At 46.3% G+C, this 19,956-nt stretch carries 21 protein-coding genes; 18 read left to right on the top strand and 3 right to left on the bottom strand.

The features are described 5' to 3' along the window. From A1OO_RS11785 to A1OO_RS11775, 3 genes are all read left to right on the top strand, one after another. The coding region (locus A1OO_RS11785; protein WP_017003150.1) for a type VI secretion system Vgr family protein at window positions 1-833 on the top strand (833 nt) is incomplete at its 5' end. Next, a complete protein-coding gene (locus A1OO_RS11780; protein WP_017003149.1) occupies window positions 812-1,435 on the top strand; it encodes a DUF4123 domain-containing protein in 624 nt (207 codons plus the stop codon). The genes A1OO_RS11785 and A1OO_RS11780, both read left to right, overlap by 22 nt. Beyond that, window positions 1,432-3,951, top strand: a complete 2,520-nt coding sequence (locus tag A1OO_RS11775) for a LysM peptidoglycan-binding domain-containing protein (RefSeq protein WP_017003148.1) — start codon at window positions 1,432-1,434, stop codon at window positions 3,949-3,951. Before A1OO_RS11780 ends, A1OO_RS11775 begins: the two co-directional genes overlap by 4 nt. A gap of 12 nt (window positions 3,952-3,963) precedes the next feature. Here the strand turns inward: A1OO_RS11775 and A1OO_RS11770 are convergent, their stop codons facing one another. Then, on the bottom strand, window positions 3,964-4,974 hold the full coding sequence (locus tag A1OO_RS11770) for a formylglycine-generating enzyme family protein (protein ID WP_017003147.1): 1,011 nt from the start codon (window positions 4,972-4,974) through the stop codon (window positions 3,964-3,966). An 82-nt stretch (window positions 4,975-5,056) separates the two neighbouring features. Between A1OO_RS11770 and A1OO_RS23780 the strand changes: the two genes are divergently transcribed. The 8 genes from A1OO_RS23780 (at window position 5,057) to A1OO_RS11735 (ending at window position 10,600) form a co-directional block, all read left to right on the top strand. Continuing rightward, complete coding sequence (locus A1OO_RS23780; RefSeq protein ID WP_026023829.1) at window positions 5,057-5,668, top strand: RHS repeat domain-containing protein; 612 nt, start codon at window positions 5,057-5,059, stop codon at window positions 5,666-5,668. A gap of 62 nt (window positions 5,669-5,730) precedes the next feature. After that, the gene (locus A1OO_RS23775; protein ID WP_026023828.1) at window positions 5,731-6,549 is read left to right on the top strand and encodes an RHS repeat-associated core domain-containing protein; all 819 of its coding nucleotides are present in this window, start codon (window positions 5,731-5,733) and stop codon (window positions 6,547-6,549) included. A 7-nt stretch (window positions 6,550-6,556) separates the two neighbouring features. After that, window positions 6,557-6,766, top strand: coding sequence for a hypothetical protein (locus tag A1OO_RS11760; protein ID WP_017003146.1), 210 nt, complete (start codon window positions 6,557-6,559; stop codon window positions 6,764-6,766). 215 nt (window positions 6,767-6,981) lie between these two features. Further along, complete coding sequence (locus A1OO_RS11755) at window positions 6,982-7,227, top strand: hypothetical protein (protein ID WP_016960026.1); 246 nt, start codon at window positions 6,982-6,984, stop codon at window positions 7,225-7,227. A gap of 285 nt (window positions 7,228-7,512) precedes the next feature. After that, window positions 7,513-7,884: a GntR family transcriptional regulator gene (locus A1OO_RS11750; protein ID WP_017003145.1), complete on the top strand. Its 372-nt coding sequence runs from the start codon at window positions 7,513-7,515 to the stop codon at window positions 7,882-7,884. Then, entirely contained in the window at window positions 7,881-8,750 is an 870-nt protein-coding gene (locus A1OO_RS11745; protein ID WP_017003144.1) for an ABC transporter ATP-binding protein, read from the top strand. The genes A1OO_RS11750 and A1OO_RS11745 overlap by 4 nt, the downstream gene beginning before the upstream one ends. Next, a complete protein-coding gene (locus tag A1OO_RS11740; protein WP_026023827.1) occupies window positions 8,750-9,577 on the top strand; it encodes a hypothetical protein in 828 nt (275 codons plus the stop codon). The genes A1OO_RS11745 and A1OO_RS11740 overlap by 1 nt, the downstream gene beginning before the upstream one ends. A gap of 474 nt (window positions 9,578-10,051) precedes the next feature. Continuing rightward, the gene (locus A1OO_RS11735) at window positions 10,052-10,600 is read left to right on the top strand and encodes an outer membrane beta-barrel protein (protein ID WP_016960020.1); all 549 of its coding nucleotides are present in this window, start codon (window positions 10,052-10,054) and stop codon (window positions 10,598-10,600) included. 106 nt (window positions 10,601-10,706) lie between these two features. Here the strand turns inward: A1OO_RS11735 and A1OO_RS11730 are convergent, their stop codons facing one another. Continuing rightward, window positions 10,707-11,612 (bottom strand): Gfo/Idh/MocA family protein, encoded by a 906-nt coding sequence (locus A1OO_RS11730; protein ID WP_017003140.1) that lies wholly within the window; start codon window positions 11,610-11,612, stop codon window positions 10,707-10,709. A gap of 30 nt (window positions 11,613-11,642) precedes the next feature. Next, complete coding sequence (locus A1OO_RS11725; protein WP_017003139.1) at window positions 11,643-11,960, bottom strand: antibiotic biosynthesis monooxygenase family protein; 318 nt, start codon at window positions 11,958-11,960, stop codon at window positions 11,643-11,645. 218 nt (window positions 11,961-12,178) lie between these two features. On the opposite strand from A1OO_RS11725, the gene A1OO_RS11720 reads away from it, so the two are divergent. From A1OO_RS11720 to A1OO_RS11690, 7 genes are all read left to right on the top strand, one after another. Continuing rightward, window positions 12,179-13,171 (top strand): ABC transporter substrate-binding protein, encoded by a 993-nt coding sequence (locus A1OO_RS11720; protein WP_016960017.1) that lies wholly within the window; start codon window positions 12,179-12,181, stop codon window positions 13,169-13,171. Window positions 13,172-13,214: 43 nt separating this feature from the next. Next, on the top strand, window positions 13,215-13,958 hold the full coding sequence (locus A1OO_RS11715) for an ABC transporter permease (RefSeq protein WP_017003138.1): 744 nt from the start codon (window positions 13,215-13,217) through the stop codon (window positions 13,956-13,958). Further along, complete coding sequence (locus A1OO_RS11710) at window positions 13,955-14,716, top strand: ABC transporter ATP-binding protein (RefSeq protein ID WP_017003137.1); 762 nt, start codon at window positions 13,955-13,957, stop codon at window positions 14,714-14,716. The genes A1OO_RS11715 and A1OO_RS11710 overlap by 4 nt, the downstream gene beginning before the upstream one ends. An 81-nt stretch (window positions 14,717-14,797) precedes the next feature. Continuing rightward, a complete protein-coding gene (locus tag A1OO_RS11705) occupies window positions 14,798-15,193 on the top strand; it encodes a DUF2750 domain-containing protein (RefSeq protein WP_017003136.1) in 396 nt (131 codons plus the stop codon). Between the two features lie 751 nt (window positions 15,194-15,944). After that, window positions 15,945-18,374 (top strand): DMSO/selenate family reductase complex A subunit, encoded by a 2,430-nt coding sequence (locus A1OO_RS11700; protein ID WP_017003135.1) that lies wholly within the window; start codon window positions 15,945-15,947, stop codon window positions 18,372-18,374. Window positions 18,375-18,388: 14 nt separating this feature from the next. Further along, window positions 18,389-19,015, top strand: a complete 627-nt coding sequence (locus A1OO_RS11695) for a DMSO/selenate family reductase complex B subunit (protein WP_016960012.1) — start codon at window positions 18,389-18,391, stop codon at window positions 19,013-19,015. Beyond that, on the top strand, window positions 19,012-19,854 hold the full coding sequence (locus tag A1OO_RS11690) for a dimethyl sulfoxide reductase anchor subunit family protein (RefSeq protein ID WP_016960011.1): 843 nt from the start codon (window positions 19,012-19,014) through the stop codon (window positions 19,852-19,854). The genes A1OO_RS11695 and A1OO_RS11690 overlap by 4 nt, the downstream gene beginning before the upstream one ends. Window positions 19,855-19,956: the final 102 nt, after the last annotated feature.

Here is a 19,956-nt window from a genome sequence, read left to right as displayed (position 1 = left end):
ACGGCATGATGGCGATACCGCGCATTGGTCATGAAGTGATTGTGTCTTTCTTAGAGGGCGACCCGGACCAACCGATTATTACAGGGCGAACGTATCACGCGACCAATGTGCCGCCTTACCCGCTGCCAGCGAACAAAACCCGCACGGTACTGAGAACCGAAACCCATCAAGGCGAAGGGTTCAATGAACTGCGCTTTGAAGACCAAGCGGACAACGAAGAGATTTACGTTCATGCCCAAAAGGACATGAACCTGCTGGTCGAGAATGACCGCAAAGACAACATCAAACATGACTTGCATCTGGATGTGGAAAACGAACGCTTCTCGCACATCAAAGTCGATGACCATTTAACCGTCGACGGGCAAAGCAAAGAGCATGTGAAGGGTGATAAAACGGTTATCAGCGATAACAATATTCATATCAAGCAAGGAACATCTCAGCTTGTTGAGGCAGGCTCTGAGATCCATCAGAAATCAGGCGCCAAATTGGTCATCGAGGCGGGAAGTCAGATTACGCTCAAAGCGGGGGGATGCTTTGTCACTGTTGATGGTTCAGGCGTTCATATTTCAGGACCAGTTGTAGACCTAAACGCAGGCGGAGGGGCTGGCGGCGGCAGCGGTTTTGGTGGTATTGCACCGACATTGCCTTTTGGTGTCTCTGCACCAAAGACCCCTCAAGAACAGACAGCATCGCTCACTAGCGCCTCAATGTTTTCTCTCGATGCAAATGTCATCACCACTTTGAATTACACAGAAGCAGTAGAAGACGGTGCGCTTGTCACCGAGTTATGCAACTGTGGGGAGGATGGCACGTGTCCAATCCACAACACCTGATCGGCCCTGATTATATTAAAGTTATCAATGATGTGAAGAGCATACCAGACGAAAACCTCTTCGCAATTGTCGAGTCTCATCTATACCCTGAATGGAAAGATTCTTTGAGACTAGAACGTAAAGATGAGTTTTGGGCATCACTGTTTGAAGACACGCCTTTTGGGCATATTGAATTTGGTCCCGTACTGATCGATCTGTCTTACGAACCGGATGCAAAAATGGCTTATCTTGCATACTGCGAAGAAATGCCAGCAGCTATATTCTTCACGACAACCGATACCATTCGCGTGAGTAAGCTAGCGCCAAAATTGAAGGGCCGGCTAATAGCCAACACAGAATCAGCTCAAGCACTGTTTCGATTTTACGATCCTAGAATGATGTTACCACTGCTATCCGCTATATCGACACAAGAGCAAGCTCAGCTATTCCCCGTTATAGAAGCAATTTACTGGCACTCACACCACTGGCTCGAAGCCAAGCTCATGTCTCACGTAGAGAATTCCACTGGTAATCCGACGTACGCACTAAATATCAATAAAGATAAACAACAAAACATGCAAGCCGTCTTAGAAAAATGGCTTAACGGAGTAGTAGTTCGATGAGCAACACCTATGTAATTAAACCCGGCGACACACTTCTCCAGATAGCCTACGACTACAATGTGCACTTTGTTGATTTGCTGGCATTGAACCCAAAATACCAAAAAAATCCTGACCTTATTTTTCCAGGTGAGGCGCTAAAATTGCCTATTGCCATTGAAGAGGATATCGAACCTAGCTTCGATATCGAACCGATTTCAAACAAAGTTGAGGTCAAAAATGGCTGTGTTAAAGGTCAACCATTTTGTAAAATAAATGAAATCTGTGACATTCTTTTCGTCACTGGTGAACAGCCAGATCAATATTATTTACTTGATGAAGATACACAAATATCCATCGAAGAAGAGCTGAGCATTACCGACAAACTGATTCAAGATTACGGTAAGCTACTCGAAGAATCAGCGACTTTAGACAGCACAAATGAAAGTGAATTAAACCAACACAAAAAAAAGAAACAAGCTTGGTTTGATCAGGCCGCCTATGCTGGCGTAATAAAGCAAGGTACCCCGAGTGACGACACTGAGAAAAACTCTAAAAAACCTGCATCAAAAGACAACCCTCAGCGAATAAGATCACAGATCAAATCACTACAAGACCGACGCCGCATCATTCATGATTATGTTCCTTTTTATGGATTAACCTCGGAGTCATCCAAAGTTAAGCTTAAAAACAAAGTCGTTGAAACACTGGACAGCGAAATCGCAGCGTGGGAAGCAAAGCTCAATAAACCTCAATCAGCCGAATCTTCAAGCAAACAAAACGTTGATTTAAACAACCTTGGACACAAAAAACTTGTTACGACCAAGCCCAAACGCCATGTCGTGGAAGTTTGGATGGTGAGTAAAAATAGATTGGTTTACTTACGTGCCGATTTTGTTGAAAAAGCACGTCGAAAATGGATAACCAATCCAGTTAAAGACAATCTTGCCGCCGCCATTGCCAATAGAGATAGAAAAGGAATACAGAAGGCACTTTTCGACGACATCAAAAAGGGGTTGCCCAAATCAGCCAAACAAGCGGCATTTGGAAAGCTTGAAGGGAAGTTTAAGGAATGGAAACTACAAGGCGGTAAATTTGACGAATGGAAATTAGAGCAAACCCTAGAAAATGACCGAGGTGAAATTATTTTTGCCGCTTCTGAAGAGGCTCAATTGCTTCGTTATGCCGCGCAAGCCAGTGTCAAAGCAACATTAGAACCAGCGGAAGGAAGAATTGACATCGGTGTTGGTGCTGAAGCCAGCTTTGCCCTAGCAGAAGGAGCCGTAAAAGCTAAACGGTTTTTCCCGCATAAAAATGGTTATAACGTGCAGCTCTCTTATATCGACGCAATGAAGCATGAAGCAATGTACCCATGCGGACGTTTTCGTGCAGATTTGGAGGTCATGCTAAGTTGCTTTGTCGGCGTGATGGGACAGGCAGGTATCAAGTTAACCAATCAACCGCAAGACAAGGGAGCCTCGGGTGCACATTTATTACTGTCTCCAGATGTGAACGTAGGTACTAGAGCAAATGGCGAGGTAGGGCTGAGTGCGGGTGCCTTCGCGGGTGCACAAGCCGGCGGGCAAATTGCCGGATCGGTCCAATGGGAGCCACCAGAGAATATTTACACTGGCGACTTTGGCGCGCTCGCAGAGATTAAAGCGGATGGCAACATTGCTTTTGGCGCCGGCGCGAGCTTGGATTTTATGGTGGAGCTAACACAAGAGGGAAAGTTTTTATTTTACTGTGCTGGAAAGCTTGTGTTCGGCCCCGGTGGCTCAGGTGGATTCGGTACTTCTGTAGATTTTGAAAAGATATGGGAACTTGCCAAGGTGATTTGGGGAGCCCTTCAAATTATTGACTATCGATTTCTACAAAATATTGATGAAGCAGCTTATTCTTTTTTCTATCGTGCAGCATACATGGCTTTCTCTGCACCACAAAGCACTCTAAGCGCACTTCGGAACCCTGGAGAGACACTAAATAATGTCATTAGTTCAGGTGTAATCAAAGTGAACAAATGGTGGAATGAAAGAATCGAGTACTACGACAGGCAGGAAATATTAGGGAATGAGGCCAGAATACTATCCCAACGTATTCTAGACGACAAAACTTTTTCGGGGATTCCCGCTGAGTTATTGCCACCCCAAGCTCTAGGCATGATGCTAAATACACTTTTAGTCACGTTCTATTTCTCTTGGGAAGAAAAACAAGAAAAGGCCATTTTCAAACTTCTAAATGAAAGCATATCTAGCTGGAGGAAATTTGAAGAGGTCTTAGCTTGTACAAATGATAAAGGAGAGAAACAATCAGGTGAAAAGGTGCTATTTCATAACATCGACAGATTAAATGCTATATTAGATGGATACCAACAAAACATGTTCAACTCTTGGGTAAATAATCTAGCTTCAAAAAATCGCTTAGCCAATAGTAAAAGAGACATACCGTTTACTCCATACAAGAACATAAACAATAAAAAGTCCACTGTGGCTTATCAAATAAATGAAATCAATAAATTTGGTGCTGAGTTCTTTGTTTAAGATTATATTTACTTAAAAATCTGATGATTGAATGCTGCATCTAAAACCGTAAATTTTGTCCTCTGTAGTTGGGTCAACACCAAATCGTGTCATGGTTTTTCCTGCACGAATTGTTTTCATTGACCCAGCCTCAGGACCACTTGGGTTGTATTCGGGAGATATTTTGTAGTAGTCAACGCTAAACCAGTCATTCACCCACTCTCTTCTACCACCAGTCAAATCATATATACCTAGTGGGTTGGGAGGCCAAATTCCCACTTTTCGCTCGTCTGAATAGTAGTTCCATTCTTCCTTTTTGTAGTCCACGTAAATAGCGGCCTCAGCATCGTAATAATGGCCTCCTTTTCGCTGAAGGTATCCATTGTTTGTAGCATAATATACATTTTCCCCACGACTTCTCGCTGCATATTCCCATTGCGCTTCAGAAGGCAAATCAAATGGTATATTTGTCACTTCACCTAACCAATTACAGTAACTTTTAGCCTCTTGCCAACCTGAAACTGAAGCAGAAAAAGCATGGAGTTTGCGTTTTATCTTTGGAAATACATCACCATCACGCAGGTATTCTCTACCACCATTGATAAATGGAAGCCCAAGAGAATGGAGATAAACATCGACATCGAACAACTGCGCTTCGAATTTAGAAAGGTAATAGCTATCTAATGTAACTTTATGAAGAAACTTCGCACCTGATTCTAAAGAACTATATGTACTGAAACACTTCGCCTCGGGCGTCCAATCCATTCTTTCAGTACTCACAGGATCACAAGGCGCCTTGAAGTCTCCCATCATAAATGTGCCACCTTCAACGAATACAATGTCATCAATAGCACGAACAGCCACATCCAAAATTTCTCTTTTTAAATTTTCATCTTTATCTGGATATAAACGTTCAATATTTTGTTGAATCTCTGAAATTCTCTCCTGAGATACCGCATCACTAGTAATGGGAGGAGTTGAACTAGCATCACCGCAAGAAGCGATAAAAGGTGCAATTAGAATCAATAAGCCTAGCGATTTCATCGTTGTTATACTTCCTTGTATTTCATAACCAAATATTACTTGAGGCCGATTTAGAAGTTAACGTTCAATTACCAATTGTGGGGTGCAATCTACGAGATTCGATTTACATTCTCATTATTGCAAAACCATTTATAAACAAGGCGATATTCTCAGCCGCTTCCAACACGACGAGCAAGGGCGGTTAACCGCACACACGCAGCATCAAAATGGTCGCCAAACACAGTCTCGCCAATACCAATATGGTGCTGACGGTAATTTAACTGAAATGGCTGACAGCCGCTTCGGTACTGTTTTCTACGATTACGATCCCCTTTCTCGATTAAAGAAAACCCGTGGTGTGGTTGAGGAATCCTTCGCCCACGACCCTGCAGGTAACCTGCTCGATCAGGTGATCGGTGCAGAGGTAGGACGAAAGCCGTTCGACGTTGAAGGCAACCAACTCAAGTTTCATGGTGAAAGCCACTATGAGTACGACGAATTTGGCCGACTCATCACTGAAAAACGGGGCAAAGACCAGCGCTTAATCACCCGTTACGAATACGACTGTCAGCACCGATTGATCAAAGCATCACTCCCAGAGGGTTCATTCGCTCACTACAAATACGATGCCTTTGGGCGACGCATTAGAAGAACATCACCGATAAACTCGGTGCAGAGAAAACCACTGAGTTTGTTTGGCAAGGCGACACCTTAATTGCTGAAACTAGCAGCGAGCATTACCAGACATACATTTACGAGCCGGGCACCTTCAAGCCCATGGCAATGCTGTCAGGCGAAGGGTCAGATTACGAGGTTTACCACTACCACCTCGACCAAATCGGCACACCAACAGACATCACCGATTTACACGGTAAATCCGTATGGTCAGTACAATACCGCGCTTACGGCAATATACTCAGAAAACACGTTGAAGAAATCGTCAGCCCTCTACGTTTTCAAGGCCAGTATTTCGATGAAGAAACAGGACTTCACTACAACCGACACCGCTACTACAGCCCGAACACAGGGCGATTTATTACTGCTGACCCTATAGGGCTTGCAGGTGGGTTAAATAACTACCAATATGTGCCTAATCCGACGGGATGGGCAGATCCGTTAGGGTTGGCTGTTGTTGAGGCTGGTGGTGTTTGTTGTGGAGGTAGTCAAAAACCCGATTTTTATGTTGGTTCGGACGGACCTGCTACTACTTTGCCTTCAACGGGGTATCGATACATGGATTCAAGCTATGCTGAAAGAACAATGGCATCGCAAGAAGCGCCATTAAGCTATTTTGGCTTCGAGAAATTTGAAACCGGACAACAAGCAAGAGATGCATTCCAAATATTTTATGAAGAAGGAAACCCAGCTTCTTGGAGTGACGCCCGTCTTAGAGGAGAGTTTGATACTTTGCAGCTTTTCGATCCTGAATGGGGACTTAGAGCAAGAGTCCCCCACGACGCTGGTGACAGAGGAGGATTTTTAGAGCCCTTGACTGAATATTATCCTCAATATGGCAAAGGTGGTGGTGTACAGCTGGTACCTAGAGATAGAATGACAGTGAAATTCGACGATGTGAAGCTAATTCCCGAGGAGTAAACATATTGTGACTGATGAGCAATTATATAAAAACCTGTCTTACTTAATTAGTAAGTATATTTTGGATAGTAGCAAAAAAAACAAACTACTTGATGAAATAAAGAATCGCGGCTTTAGCGGTGTTAAAGGGGTTCTCCATGAAATTTCCTCATCAAAAATTGACATAGATAATAAAGACACCCAATTAATAAAGGATATTGCGTTTTATTTCGCATAGATATACCCAAGCAACGATTAGGTATCGTCGGTAGATTTCAAGGTAGTTGACCAGACTTTCTAATTAATCGGCTCTTTTTTGACCGCCATGTTTGTTATTGTCTACGCTTTTGGGGTTGAGTGTCTTGGAGGTGGCTATCAAGGCCTTATTGATGTTAAAAACTTACCTAAGTCGACTGTAGTAAGAACTGATAAATTGTCAGAGATTTTTAAGTTATGATAGACAAAAATGAATTACTAACCAATATAACCATTCTGTTAAAACTGGCCAATGATAGGAATATGCAACAGGGTGTTATAGTTTACAAAGGAGCAATTGAAAAAATATCTCAAGCAAAATCGCAAGAAGAAATATTTATCTGCTGGGACAAACTCAAGCATGCTTTAGTTGGTATTGAAGCTCATGGCTATTTGACAAACAAAGAGTTTGAAATTGTGAAAAATATACGTTTGATGGGATAAATCAACGGAAATAACTGGGACAATCGCTTTTAAAAAAGTCGAAAAATCGGCCTCATGCCTTTTCATTCCTTCGGAATAAGGACCAATTTTAAATTGGGTTAGCACTCATCCGTGCAAATACCGATCTAAATCTACTTAGACTGACAGATAGCAGACACCCTTACACCCAACCATACAAACGAGCTAGAGCTGCTATCATTCACCGCTACTACTGCTACTTCCCTTCCCATCACCTGCAATAGCTGTTATACATAGATATAACACCATCTCAGCCAAAGGATTACCATGGCTCATTGGCACGATAACCAACCTATTTTTCGCCAGTTTGCTGATCAAATCACCCAACAAATCTTACAGGGTATCTGGCAAGAAGGTCAGGCTTTGCCTTCGGTTCGAACTGTTGCTGCTGATTTGAAAATCAACCATTTAACCGTCATGAAAGGCTATCAACTGCTGGTGGATGAGGGATTGATCGAGAAACGGCGCGGTCAGGGTATGTTTGTCATGCAAGGCGTAAAGCAAGCGTTGCTTGATGCAGAAAAAACGCGTTTTCTCCAGCAGCAGATCCCTCAAATTGCCGACACATTACAACGTCTGGGTATGTCTCTTGATGATTTTATTCAGCAACTCAAATCACATACAGAAGGTGACCAATGAGTGCATTAGTCAGCGTAAAACACGTTTCTAAGCAATACAGTGGGCGAGAAATCACACAAGGTGATGTGCTTACCGACATTAGCTTTGAGCTAAAGCCCGGTCAGGTGCTTGGCCTACTCGGACACAATGGCGCGGGTAAATCGACGCTCATCAAAGCGATGTTAGGTGCGCATCAATACCAAGGCCAGATCAGTGTTAACGGTTACGAGCCCGTGACACAACGTGACAAAATGATGGAGAGTTTATCGTATATTTCGGATGTGAACGTGCTACCCGAATGGATGACAGTGGCACAATTGTTAGATTACACCGAAGGCGTACATCCTGGCTTTAAGCGCAGTAAAGCGGATGCGTTATTGACTCAAACCGATATCAAGCCTCGCACACGTATCAGCGCGCTTTCAAAAGGCATGAAAGTCCAACTTCATCTCGCGATAGTGATTGCGACCAATACGCAAATTCTCATTTTGGACGAGCCAACACTCGGGTTGGATTTGGTGTATCGCGATACGTTTTATCGCCACCTTTTGGAATGGTTCCACGATGGTGAGCGAGTGTTGATCATCGCCAGCCATGAAGTCGCAGAAATCGAACACCTGCTGACGGATGTATTGATCCTTAAACACGGGCGCGCAGTGATGCAGACCTCAATGGAATCAATCAGTGAGGCGTACTTCATTCTCGATGCCAGTGATGATTTTAGTGGCCAAATAGAAGCTTTGAATCCGATATCTTCACAAAAAGGACTCGGTACGACCAAATGGCTACTATCTCGTGATTGCGCGTACCAAGTTGAAGGGATGGGCATGGTATACAAGGTTAGGCTAGCCGACCTATTTCTAGCATTGCAAAGGGAGGCCGTATGATGCGTTCAGTGTTAGCGATGTTACGCAAAGAGTGGTTGGAAAACCCATTGGTATTGCGCATACCTCTGTTTCTGTTCGCCTGTGGATTTCTGCTATTTGTCAGCGTGATGAGCAACTCTAGCCTGCAAAATGACATGTCCTTCCAAATGAGCATTGATGGTGATGCCAGTGACATTCACCATTCGCTGGGTGATAGCATTAATGGGTTCATTGCAGGTGCGGCGGGGCTCTTGTCTATCCTGCTTGGTACGCATTACTTCCCGAGAACGCTGCGTAAGGCGCGTACAGAGGGCAGCATCATGTTTTGGCGCAGCATGCCCGTTAGTGACGTCAAAACACACGTGGTGAAACTCACGTTTGGATTGCTCGTTATTCCCCTCGTTTGTTCAATCTTGGTCTTAGCTGCAAATATGATGCTTTGGATCTTGAATGTATCGACCGAACACCAATTGGCACTGTTTCAAAGCCAAGCGTCTTTGGGCAACATATTTGTGAGTTGGATTACCTTCTTATTACGCATGGTGTTTGCCGGTGTCTTACTGCTGCCGCTTGCACTGTCAGCAATGGCGATTTCACAAAAAGTGAATTCACCGCTTATCGTCATGTTCATCGCAGTTTGTGCACTGAAGTGGATGCCGATCGTTCTGCTTGGTTTCTATGGTATCGATGATTTTTTCTCTGCCATTTTTTCCCTGCCACTGAACGCGATTATCTACTCGAATCCCCTTAGCGCGATCCCTGAAGCGGGCTGGTTCAACGTGGCAATTTATACACTCTGTGGCGTCATGGCTGGCGCGACAAGTCTGAAATTCAGCCGCACCGCGTAAATATCTGTCTATTCGCTGATCGTATTTAAACATTCTCACAAAACGCATGGGTCGACAGATTCCTTAATTTCATCTGTCCACCTATGCGTCCTAACCCAACCACACGGCCCCAATCTTCCCGTATCGCTTTCTCAGTTGTCCCCATTCCCATGACGTTCCTTCATGCCTCGCAGAAAAAAACAACACAGGCATGACCGACAACAATAATTCCAACCCAACCTACAATCATCTCGTTTTATTTCGTTTCATCTCGAAAAAGGGTATGAAAAGCAATCCTTTGAGATCGAAATCAAATATGAACCTTCACACCTAGTGTTATATTCACCGTTAACTCTCTGAGAGATATAGAAAAAGCACTTGCTGGAAAATGAAAGTCGCAGTTTCGCTGGCTGTAACATCGAACCCGACGGCATCGCCAGCACCGTTTTTCGCAAGTATCTCCTATCCCTTTATCAAGCTATATATGGTTTACAGATGAAAAAACTACTTGTTCCGTTACTTCTATTTAGTACTCATGCATTTGCTGAAAACAACTTTTATGCTGGTGTCAGTGCATCCGTTTTCAACGATACGGAATTAAAACTAAGTGGCATGTCGGCTGATAAAAACAGTGATATAGGGGCTAGTGCATCTGCAGGCTACAGTTTTGCAATGTCATCGGGTTTGGAGCTAGGCATTGAAGTGGAGTATGTGAAATACGGCAAAGCAAAATTTACCGATACTTACCATGTAGAAAATGAGGCTGTTTATATCAATGCCAAGCCTAAGTTCATTGAAGTTGGGAACAATCTATACAGCGCTCTGATTTTAGGTGTGGGCTCGATGTCCTCTGAAATCAAGAACAATGGTCAAACCATTAAAGATTCCGATCTTTCTTACCAAGCAGGCCTTGAAGTTGGCTATATGATTGACGAATGGGATATCGGCATAGGATACCGTTATCAAACGGCTGATTTCGATGGTTTCTACGGCATGGATGTATCCAATCAAAGCGTGACCCTTGGCATTCGATACAACTTCTAATTCGGTTATGACCTCAAACTGCTTCAATTTGATGAGTCAGCGACATATTGCGCTGACTCATACAATCTTCTTGCCTGCTGCTGCTTAAATACTCAAACTCATTTCTTTAAGTCGGTAAGAGATCTCGCACAAGCCTTTCACAAAAAGCATGGGTCGATAAATTCCGCTGTTTCATCTGTGCATCCATCCGCCCTGATTTCACCACACTGACCCAATTTTCCAGCATGCTTTTAAAGCCTTTGGTTTCCAGCGTATCTGTCCAATCGGCCATTTCTATGCGTTCAGTTTTGCCGTTTTCGAGTTTTTCGCCGCGCAGAAAACCGTCAAATTGGTAGGCTTCGTTTTCAAAACACAGAGAAACGGACTCACAGGTTTTGCCAAATAAGCGGTTCATTTGGCCATTGAACAGCGTGCCGTTTTCCTCCCAACTCAGGTTAATCATGGCGATGTCATCACCCTTGCGTTGCACAGAGATTTGCACATCTTGCTGGTCAATTTTCCCGTTAAGATTGAGTGAATCGATCACGTGGATCATGTCATCAAGAACGAAGTCTTGTGCTGCGCCTATAAGGTTCAAACGGTGTTTATGCCAACTGATAGTAAGAAGGTCACTACGCACCACCAGCGATTGCCAAAGCGGAATGTAGCGACGGTTGAAGCCAACAAACAATGGGACGGATTGACGCTCTGAAAGCGCATGGAGTGTTTGGTAGTCAGCGAAATTCAAAGCGGCAGGTTTATCAACGAATACAGGAATGCCATGCTCGATAAAGAACGTCGCGATGGGGGCATGGGTTTCACTATTGGTGTGGATCATCACGCCATCGACGTTCATATTCACCAACGCTCGATAATCACGACACGTTTCTGTGATGCGGTACTCTCTGGCAACTTCAGCCAGTTTTTCAGGGTTTCGAGTACACAACACTAGCTCTAAGGCTGGCATACGGGTCAACAAAGGAAGGTAGGCTTTGGTGGCAATGTCACCCAAGCCAATCACGGCGATTCTCATTAATGTTCTTTCCGATTTATTTAATACTGATTAAAGACTGTATTCCCGCTCGACTTTAGCAATGCGCGTTGTAAACGCGGCATACCATTTTTTACGCCCAAGCTTTTGCGCTTCCAAGTGGTCGACGTTCGCTTTCCACTGTTTGATGGATTCAAGATCCTGCCAATACGAAACCGTAATGCCTAGATCATCACGGGCGGATTCAACACCCAAGAACCCCGGTTGCTGCTCCGCGAGTTCGACCATTTTCCCTGCCATCTCGCCATAGCCATCGTCGATATTCGTTCGCAGGTTGGTGAAAATAACAGCGTAATAAGGGGGCGCGGGGGTGTTCGCAATATCTGACATGGGCATTCCTTTCCCTTTTATTTGACGTGGAAAGACAGCCTAGCGCAGAACACGCTTTAGCCCAAGTCACCCAGTTAACCTTCAACCACCTTTAACCGTCTCAAATGCACTAATGAAGCTCAGATTAATGTTTTTTTCCTCACAAAGTAGCATTGCAGCAATACCGTTATGCGCTTAGCTTTAATTTGAGCCCAAATAAATCAAGAGGTTAAGTAGTGATGGACAGCAATAAACTCGCGCAAAGAATTCGTGTTGTATTTTCCGCTATCGCGTTGATTACTGTCCCTTTTGTTACCTTTGCCAATGAGCTGCCTGTGGTAAAAGTCGGCGTGCTTAAGTTCGGGACAATCAATTGGGAAATGGATGTCATCAAACGCAATAAACTCGACGAAAAAGCGGGTTTCATGCTCGATATCACCCCGCTTGCCGCCAAAAATGCATCTTCCGTTGCACTACAAGGCAACGCCGTAGACGTCATTTTCTCTGATTGGGTATGGGTAAGTCGCCAGCGCGCTGCAGGGAAAAGCTATACCTTGTCACCCACCTCTGCGACCGCAGGTGGGTTGTTTGCCGCGGCTGATCTCACACTCGCCTCCCCTTGCGATATCGCCGGAAAACAGCTTGGTATCGCAGGCGGAGCGGTAGACAAAACGTGGGTGCTCTATCAAGCGTATTGCAAAGCCAAAGAGAACAAAGACGTCAGTGAAACCACCGAACAGCAATTTGTCGCGCCGCCACTTCTTAATAAATTACTCATGCAGGGTAAGCTACCCGTGGGCATCAATTTTTGGCACTACGGCGCAAGGCTTGAAGCGGCCGGCTTCCAACCGGTTATCTCTCTTGATCAGATCGTCGAAGGCTTAGGCATAGAAACACAAGTGCCAATGCTCGGCTGGGTATTTGATGAAAAATGGGCAGACACCAACCCGCAATTAGTTTCCTCATTTTTGAAGGCTTCGTCTGAGGCGAGAGCAATATTGCGAACCTCTGATGAAGAATGGGATGTGATACGACCGTTAACAAAAGCCAAAAACGATGAGGTGTTTTCTGAACTTAGAACAGCATATCGACGCGGATTTTCAGGCACATTTGGTGAACAACAGCAAAAGGCAGCCGCGCAGATTTTCGCAATTCTCGCCAAAGAAGGAGGGCCAAAACTGGTGGGTAAATCCGATTCATTAAGTAAAGGCACATTCTGGCTCAATCAGTAAGCGTGCAAAGGTCTGGGATTATAGGTAAAGGGACTGCCATTACGTGATTCGGCTTAACCACACTCGCCTACTGTTACCCGCATTGCTGATGATTTTCTGGCAATGGTCCGCGGTGTGGATAAACAATCCCGATTATCCCACGCCCGTTGCTGTCTACCATGCCTTCGTTTTTGAGCTAACACAGGAACAAATGCTTTATAACCTTGGCATGACGCTTTGGCGGGTAGTACTGAGCTTTGCGTTCTCCATGGTGCTCGGTGTGATTTTTGGCATCATGATGGGACGCTTTCCGAAGCTCAATGAACTGTCGGATCCCGTTCTGATCCTCGCCTTGAACATTCCTGCGCTGGTGACCATTTTACTATGCTACCTGAGCATCGGCCTGGTTGAGGCCGCAGCCGTCACAGCCGTCGCCCTCAATAAAATCCCGACCGTTGTTGCGATGATCCGAGAAGGGGCACGCGTGGTGGACAACGATCTTCTCGATGTTGGCCGTGTCTTTCAGCTTTCGCCAGCAACGCGCTTTTTCCGCGTATTCCTCCCTCAGCTATACCCTTACATCATGGCTTCTGCCAGAACTGGCCTTTCGCTGATATGGAAGATTGTCTTAGTGGTCGAGTTAATTGGACGAAGTAATGGCGTTGGGTTCAAACTTCACACTCTGTTTCAATTCTTCGATATTGCCGGCATTCTCGCTTATACCTTCGCCTTTGTTGCCATTATCTATCTGTTAGAAGCATTGATATTCCGCCCGCTCGACAGAGTCGTTTCGCGGGGGCGCGTATGATCTCGATTGCCCTGAATATTCAAAGCAAGCGCTATAAGCAGGATGAGCTTGTTATTGCCGATCTGAACGGCAATATCAAAGCAGGGAAAATCACCGCCATTGTCGGGCCATCTGGCTGCGGTAAATCGACCTTGTTGAACATGATTGCAGGGCTTGAAACATCACAACCCGATGAAATATCGTTTTCAAATCTACAAAGTGCCCAACCAAGGGTTGGGTATATCTTCCAAGCTCCGCGCCTTATGCCGTGGCTAACCGCGAAAGAAAATTTGGCGCTGGTATGTGGCAAAGACAACCCAGCGATCAGTGAAACCCTCGATGCCATGGGTATCCTTGATAAGCAAAATGCCTACCCCGCCGAGTTATCCGGTGGGATGCAAAAGCGGGTCAGCATCGCACGCGCGTTTGTTTACAACCCCGACCTCTTGTTGCTCGATGAGCCTTTTACCTCTTTGGATGCCCCCACCGCCGATCAGCTCAGACAACAATTGCTTGCGATGTGGGGGCGGCATCAATCCACCATGGTGTTTGTCACTCACGATCTTCGCGAAGCCATTTCACTGGCAGACGAAATTTGGTTCCTCAGTCGTTCGCCAACCACAGTGATTCATACCTTGCCCATAACACAACCGCCCGCGCGTTTACTCGCCGACAAACAAGGACGCCAGCAGATTGATCACGTCACCACCAAGCTGATGGATGAACATCCAAACTTGCTCAGCGGCCTGACAGGTAGTACACCCTCTCAACCAGAGTGAAAAAATCCGCACAGCGTCATCGCACATCACAGTATAACTTGCGTATAATGCCCACTTTCTTACTGCCCGGTGGAATCCAACATGGCTAAGACGCTGACGCAAGAGCGCATCGCAGAGATCCTCAAACTAGACATTGACCAACGTTACAAATACTTAGTGAAAGAAGTCGTAGAGAATCGCGAGATTTGGATACTGACTGATGAGCACGGCTGCGTCATGCTCAATACCGAAGAAGAAGATTGCGTTCCCGTGTGGCCAAATCAAGAGTTTGCACAAGAGTGGGCAACCGGTGAGTGGGAACACTGCAAACCTGAGGCCATTGGCCTGAACAAGTGGCATAGCCGCTGGACAAACGGACTGCTGGACGATGAGCTTTCTATCGTTGCTTTCCCAAACATCGACTTAGAAGGTGTCGTGCTGTTCCCTGATGAGTTTGATTTTGATCTGACCAGTCTGGCGAAAAAACAAAAGCGCTAAGTCTTCAGTCATCGCGCCAATCACAGAATGATTGTGTTGATGCAGAGTGACGAAGAGTAAAGAATAAATAGAGAAAGAGCGGGCAATGCCCGCTCTTTTTTTCATTCGGAAAACTAAATCATGTAAAAACGCTAAATGCCGCTTGATACTCTTCTATCCACCTTCAGGTTAAATCAATTCACCATTAATATGGAACTCCTGCCAATCATCACCTGAAATGGCCATATATTTTAAAAGCACGATTAATTGAAATATAGATCAGCATAGAAATTAACATAGCCTTGTTGATTATATACAAAGTTGAGTTGTCATAAATATGGGGAGGAGTCATTACAAATAAATACGATGACTATCACCATCTCTGTCGGAACCTGATTTTTAAAGGGCTCTATGTATCATTCACTATGGGAATGATATTGCACAACTCACCACTTGATCATACTGCTACTTGTCATCTGAATTCCCGCTTTAATTGAGAATCGATCGTATTAATAAAATTTGGTTCGAATTCAAATTGATTGAAATCAACAAACCTTCATTCATGCTGTTTGTAGCACCGTTTCCCCCCGAATATAAATTCCCTCACATTTAGGGAGTATTTATAGTCACCCCGTAATATTCCATTCAAGATTCTACGTTTTGAACCCTAAAAAACATTCGCTTGGTGAATGTTTTGTTAATGGGTTTGGGGCAAATAAAAATAGCTAAGTCTATTAGCACACAGATCCGCGCAAGCGATGTGAGAATGACAATGAAAAACTGGATCGATAAGGCGGTGTTAGCGCCAATGAAGCGTCGAAGCTTCATGAAGTGGGGGGCCGCGGTTGGCGGTGGTACCGCAGCACTGAGTGCGGGTTTGCCATTGAAAGCCGTGGCTAAAACAGCACCTCAACACGCAGAAGACACCAAAACCGTCTGGTCAGCGTGCATGGTGAACTGTGGCAGCCGTTGTGCATTGCAAGTTCATACTAAAAACGGCGTGATCACCCAAATCGAATCGGACAACCGTGGTGACGATCAAGGCTTTGGGAATCACCAAGTCCGTGCGTGTCTTCGTGGTCGCTCGATTAAGCACCGTGTTTACAACCCTGACCGTCTGAAATACCCAATGAAGCGCATCGGCAAGCGTGGCGAAGGCCAATTTGAGCGCATTAGCTGGGACGAAGCGTTTGATTTGATGTCAGAGAAACTGCAATACACCATCAAAGAATACGGCAATGATGCGATCTTCATTACCTACGGTTCAGGCACACAAGGTTACCGCACCGACGGTAAAGATTGCTTCAAGCGTCTGTTCAACCTTGTTGGTGGTTTCCTTGATTACTACGGTAACTACAGCTGGGGTCAAATTCAGTTTGCTCTGCCGTTCACTTACGGCTCCATCAAACCGTCGGCTTACGGTAGCTACACCACGGAAATCGAAAACGCTGATCTGTTGGTGATGTTCGGTTACAACCCTGCGGAAACGCGCATGAGCGGTGGTGGCGAAATTCACGAGCACGTCAATGCGCAACGAAAGAACAACGTTCGCACCATCATTATCGATCCGCGTTACACCGACACCATGTTGGGTAAAGAAGACCTATGGCTACCTATCCGCCCAGGTACCGATGCGGCTCTGGTTGAAGGTATCGCGCACACCTTGATCACAGAGAGCTTGGTTGACCAAGATTTCTTGATCAAATACTGCCAAGGCTACGATTCATCAACCTTGCCAGCAAGCGCCCCACAAAACGGCCACTACAAAGCGCACATCTTGGGTCAGGGTCCTGATGGCATCGAGAAGACACCCGTGTGGGCGTCAAAAATCACCGGCATTCCTGTTGATCAAATCGTGCAACTGGCGCGTGAAATCGGCACAGCAAAGGCGTGTTTCATCACCCAAGGTACGGGCATTCAGCGGCAAGCGAACGGCGAGCAAACCTCTCGTGCGATCGTGATGCTGCCGATCCTAACGGGTAACATCGGTCGCCCAGGTACGAACACCGGTGATATGCCTGCGAACTGGAGCTACCCAGCGCCGCGCATTCCAACGGGCGTTAACCCGATCCAAGTAAAAGTGCCGTTCTTCAAATGGAGCGATGCGATTTACCGTCATCACGAAATGACTGATAAAACCGACGGCATTCAAGGTGGCGAGCGTCTGCGTACCCCGATCAAGTTCCTACTGAGCTACTCAGGCAACATGATCATGAACCAACATGCCGACATCAATAAGCACCGCAAACTGATTGAAGATGAAACCCAAGCGGAATTCATCGTGGTGTGTGATAACCACATGACCTCTTCTGCCCGCTTTGCAGACCTTCTGCTGCCCGACGTGACCACCATCGAAAACAACGAAGTGAGCTCTGACGGTTACTCATCAGGTTCATTGGGCGGCGTGTTCCCGCTGGTGCGCGCTATCGAGCCATTGTACGAAACACGTTGTGCCTACGACATGTGTGTGGGTCTGTCTGAGCGCCTTGGCGTGAAAGAAGCCTTCACCGAAGGCCGTACCCGTGACGGTTGGTTGGAATACCTTTACGACGGTGCGCGTCAAAAAGATGCCAACCTGCCAACGCTCGAAGATCTTCGTAAAAATGGCCCTTACACGTTAGCTGCGCCAAAAGAAGGCCGTATCGCGCTGGAAGATTTCCGTAACGATCCAGAGAAGCATGCCCTAGGCACGCCTTCAGGCAAGATTGAGATCTACTCCACCAAGCTGGAAACCATCGCGAAAGAGTGGACGTTGGCAGACGATGAAATCATCACGCCGATCCCGCAATACGTGACCACGTGGGAAAGCCACTTGGATCCAAAAACCGAGCAGTTCCCGCTGCAGTTCTTTGGCTATCACACCAAAGGGCGCACGCACTCGACGTACCACAACATTCCGTGGCTGCGCGAAGTGGTGTTCGACGGTATTTGGATGAACCCAATTGATGCGAAAACGCGTGGTCTTGAAAGCGGCGATTACGTTCGCGTGTTCAATGATCGTGGCGAAATTCGCGTTGCCATCAAAGTCACGCCGCGCATCATGCCGGGCGTGACGGCATTGGGCCAAGGCGCTTGGTACTCCCCAGACAAAAACGGTATCGATTTGGGCGGTTGTATCAACACGCTGACCTCACAGAAGAACACACCACTGTCGAAGGGGAATCCTCAGCACACCATCCTAGTCCAAGTGGCCAAGGTTTAAGGGGAGATAAATAGATGACTCAATACGGATTCCACGTAGACACCAGCAAGTGTACAGGCTGTAAAACCTGTCAGGTTTCATGTAAAGACCGCAGTGACCTGCCTGTGGGCGTTAACTGGCGTCGTGTTTACGAATACGCCGGCGGTGACTGGGTACAAAACGACGACGGCACAGTGAACCAGAACGTTTACGCCTACTACATGTCGATTTCATGTAACCACTGCTCAAACCCAGCGTGTGTGAAAGCTTGCCCAACGGGCGCGATGCACAAACGTACTGAAGATGGCCTTGTGGTTGTCGATAAAGACGTGTGTGTGGGTTGCCAATACTGTGGCATGGCGTGCCCTTATGGCGCACCTCAATACGACCCTGCGAAAAAACACATGACCAAGTGTGATGGTTGCTACGAGCGCATTGCAGAAGGCCGCAAGCCAGTGTGTGTCGAGTCTTGCCCATTGCGTGCGCTGGATTTCGGTCCAATGGACGAACTGCGCGAAATGTACGGCACGAAAAACGACGTTGCGCCGCTGCCCGATCCACGTTTGACATCGCCAAACCTGATCGTCACCACCTGCCGTAACTCTCGCCCCACTGGCGACACCACAGGCAGCATCCAAAACCCGACAGAGGTATCGCTATGAGTGAATTATCGCTGGTCTTCTTTACCGTATTAGCGCAATCCGCCGTCGGTATGTTTATCGCCCTAGGTTTGGTGGAAATGTTCCTCAAACCCGAGCGTAAAAGCATGAACATCGCGTTTATGGCATCACTGACACTGTTGGGTCTGGGCGCGATTGCGTCAGTGACGCACTTAGGTCAGCCATTTCGCATGTTCAACGTGATGTTCGGTCTTGCACACATGTCTGCACTGAGCATGGAAATCGTCGCATTGTCACTGTTTGGTGGCGCGGCATTTACCTACACCGCACTGCGCGTGTTGAACATTCAACCTACCCTGCAAAAGCTCACGCTACCTGCGGCAATGGCACTGGGTGTTGTGTTCATTCTTGCGATTGTGAACGTGTACCGTTTGCCAACCGTGGTGAGCTGGAACTCGCATTGGACCACGTTCCAGTTTTTGATGACTGCAGGTGTCGTTGGCCCAATTGCAGCCGCATTGGCACTGCGCGTTCAAGCTGCAAAAATTGGTAAGGTTCAACAATGCGCTGACCGTTCACTGGCCATGGCCGCACTGATCACCATGGCAATGTCATTGGTTGGTTTTGGTGGCTACGCAGTCTGGTTAGGTCAGCTAAATGCTTACGCCAACCCCTTCGCGATGGCGAACGCAGAAGCCTTCACCATGGCGCGTATCGGTTTGATGGCATCAGGTGTTGTACTGTTTGCATCTCAAGCATTGCGTGGCAATAACAAAAACGCTGGCATCGCGATTGCGGCGTTTTTGATGGTTGTGATGGCAGAACTGTCTGGTCGTGCGTTCTTCTACGACGCCTTCATCAGCGCTAGCTCTGGTATGTAATATCCCGATTTTTGGGTCAAAAAGGGGCTGGAATGTCAGCCCCTCTTTTTGAATGTTAACGCGTTACCTTTTCTTTTTGTCACCCCTTTTTATTTTTTAAAA

Origin of the sequence: Enterovibrio norvegicus FF-33, assembly GCF_000286835.2 — a bacterium.
GTDB classification, from domain to species: Bacteria; Pseudomonadota; Gammaproteobacteria; order Enterobacterales; family Vibrionaceae; genus Enterovibrio; species Enterovibrio norvegicus_A.
Note: the sequence above shows the minus strand (reverse complement) of the source record. Positions and strands in the feature narration are given on the sequence as shown.

What these genes read in the sequence shown, in the direction of transcription:
- A1OO_RS11705 (WP_017003136.1), top strand. Translation starts at nt 14,798, where the DNA reads ATGGCTAAGACGCTGACGCAAGAGCGCATCGCAGAGATCCTCAAACTA.
- A1OO_RS11690 (WP_016960011.1), top strand. Translation starts at nt 19,012, where the DNA reads ATGAGTGAATTATCGCTGGTCTTCTTTACCGTATTAGCGCAATCCGCC.
- A1OO_RS11740 (WP_026023827.1), top strand. Translation starts at nt 8,750, where the DNA reads ATGCGTTCAGTGTTAGCGATGTTACGCAAAGAGTGGTTGGAAAACCCA.
- A1OO_RS11755 (WP_016960026.1), top strand. Translation starts at nt 6,982, where the DNA reads ATGATAGACAAAAATGAATTACTAACCAATATAACCATTCTGTTAAAA.
- A1OO_RS11720 (WP_016960017.1), top strand. Translation starts at nt 12,179, where the DNA reads ATGGACAGCAATAAACTCGCGCAAAGAATTCGTGTTGTATTTTCCGCT.
- A1OO_RS11700 (WP_017003135.1), top strand. Translation starts at nt 15,945, where the DNA reads ATGAAAAACTGGATCGATAAGGCGGTGTTAGCGCCAATGAAGCGTCGA.
- A1OO_RS11770 (WP_017003147.1), bottom strand. Translation starts at nt 4,974, where the DNA reads ATGAAATCGCTAGGCTTATTGATTCTAATTGCACCTTTTATCGCTTCT.
- A1OO_RS11695 (WP_016960012.1), top strand. Translation starts at nt 18,389, where the DNA reads ATGACTCAATACGGATTCCACGTAGACACCAGCAAGTGTACAGGCTGT.
- A1OO_RS11775 (WP_017003148.1), top strand. Translation starts at nt 1,432, where the DNA reads ATGAGCAACACCTATGTAATTAAACCCGGCGACACACTTCTCCAGATA.
- A1OO_RS11745 (WP_017003144.1), top strand. Translation starts at nt 7,881, where the DNA reads ATGAGTGCATTAGTCAGCGTAAAACACGTTTCTAAGCAATACAGTGGG.
- A1OO_RS11725 (WP_017003139.1), bottom strand. Translation starts at nt 11,960, where the DNA reads ATGTCAGATATTGCGAACACCCCCGCGCCCCCTTATTACGCTGTTATT.
- A1OO_RS11710 (WP_017003137.1), top strand. Translation starts at nt 13,955, where the DNA reads ATGATCTCGATTGCCCTGAATATTCAAAGCAAGCGCTATAAGCAGGAT.
- A1OO_RS11735 (WP_016960020.1), top strand. Translation starts at nt 10,052, where the DNA reads ATGAAAAAACTACTTGTTCCGTTACTTCTATTTAGTACTCATGCATTT.
- A1OO_RS23775 (WP_026023828.1), top strand. Translation starts at nt 5,731, where the DNA reads ATGGCAATGCTGTCAGGCGAAGGGTCAGATTACGAGGTTTACCACTAC.
- A1OO_RS11730 (WP_017003140.1), bottom strand. Translation starts at nt 11,612, where the DNA reads ATGAGAATCGCCGTGATTGGCTTGGGTGACATTGCCACCAAAGCCTAC.
- A1OO_RS11750 (WP_017003145.1), top strand. Translation starts at nt 7,513, where the DNA reads ATGGCTCATTGGCACGATAACCAACCTATTTTTCGCCAGTTTGCTGAT.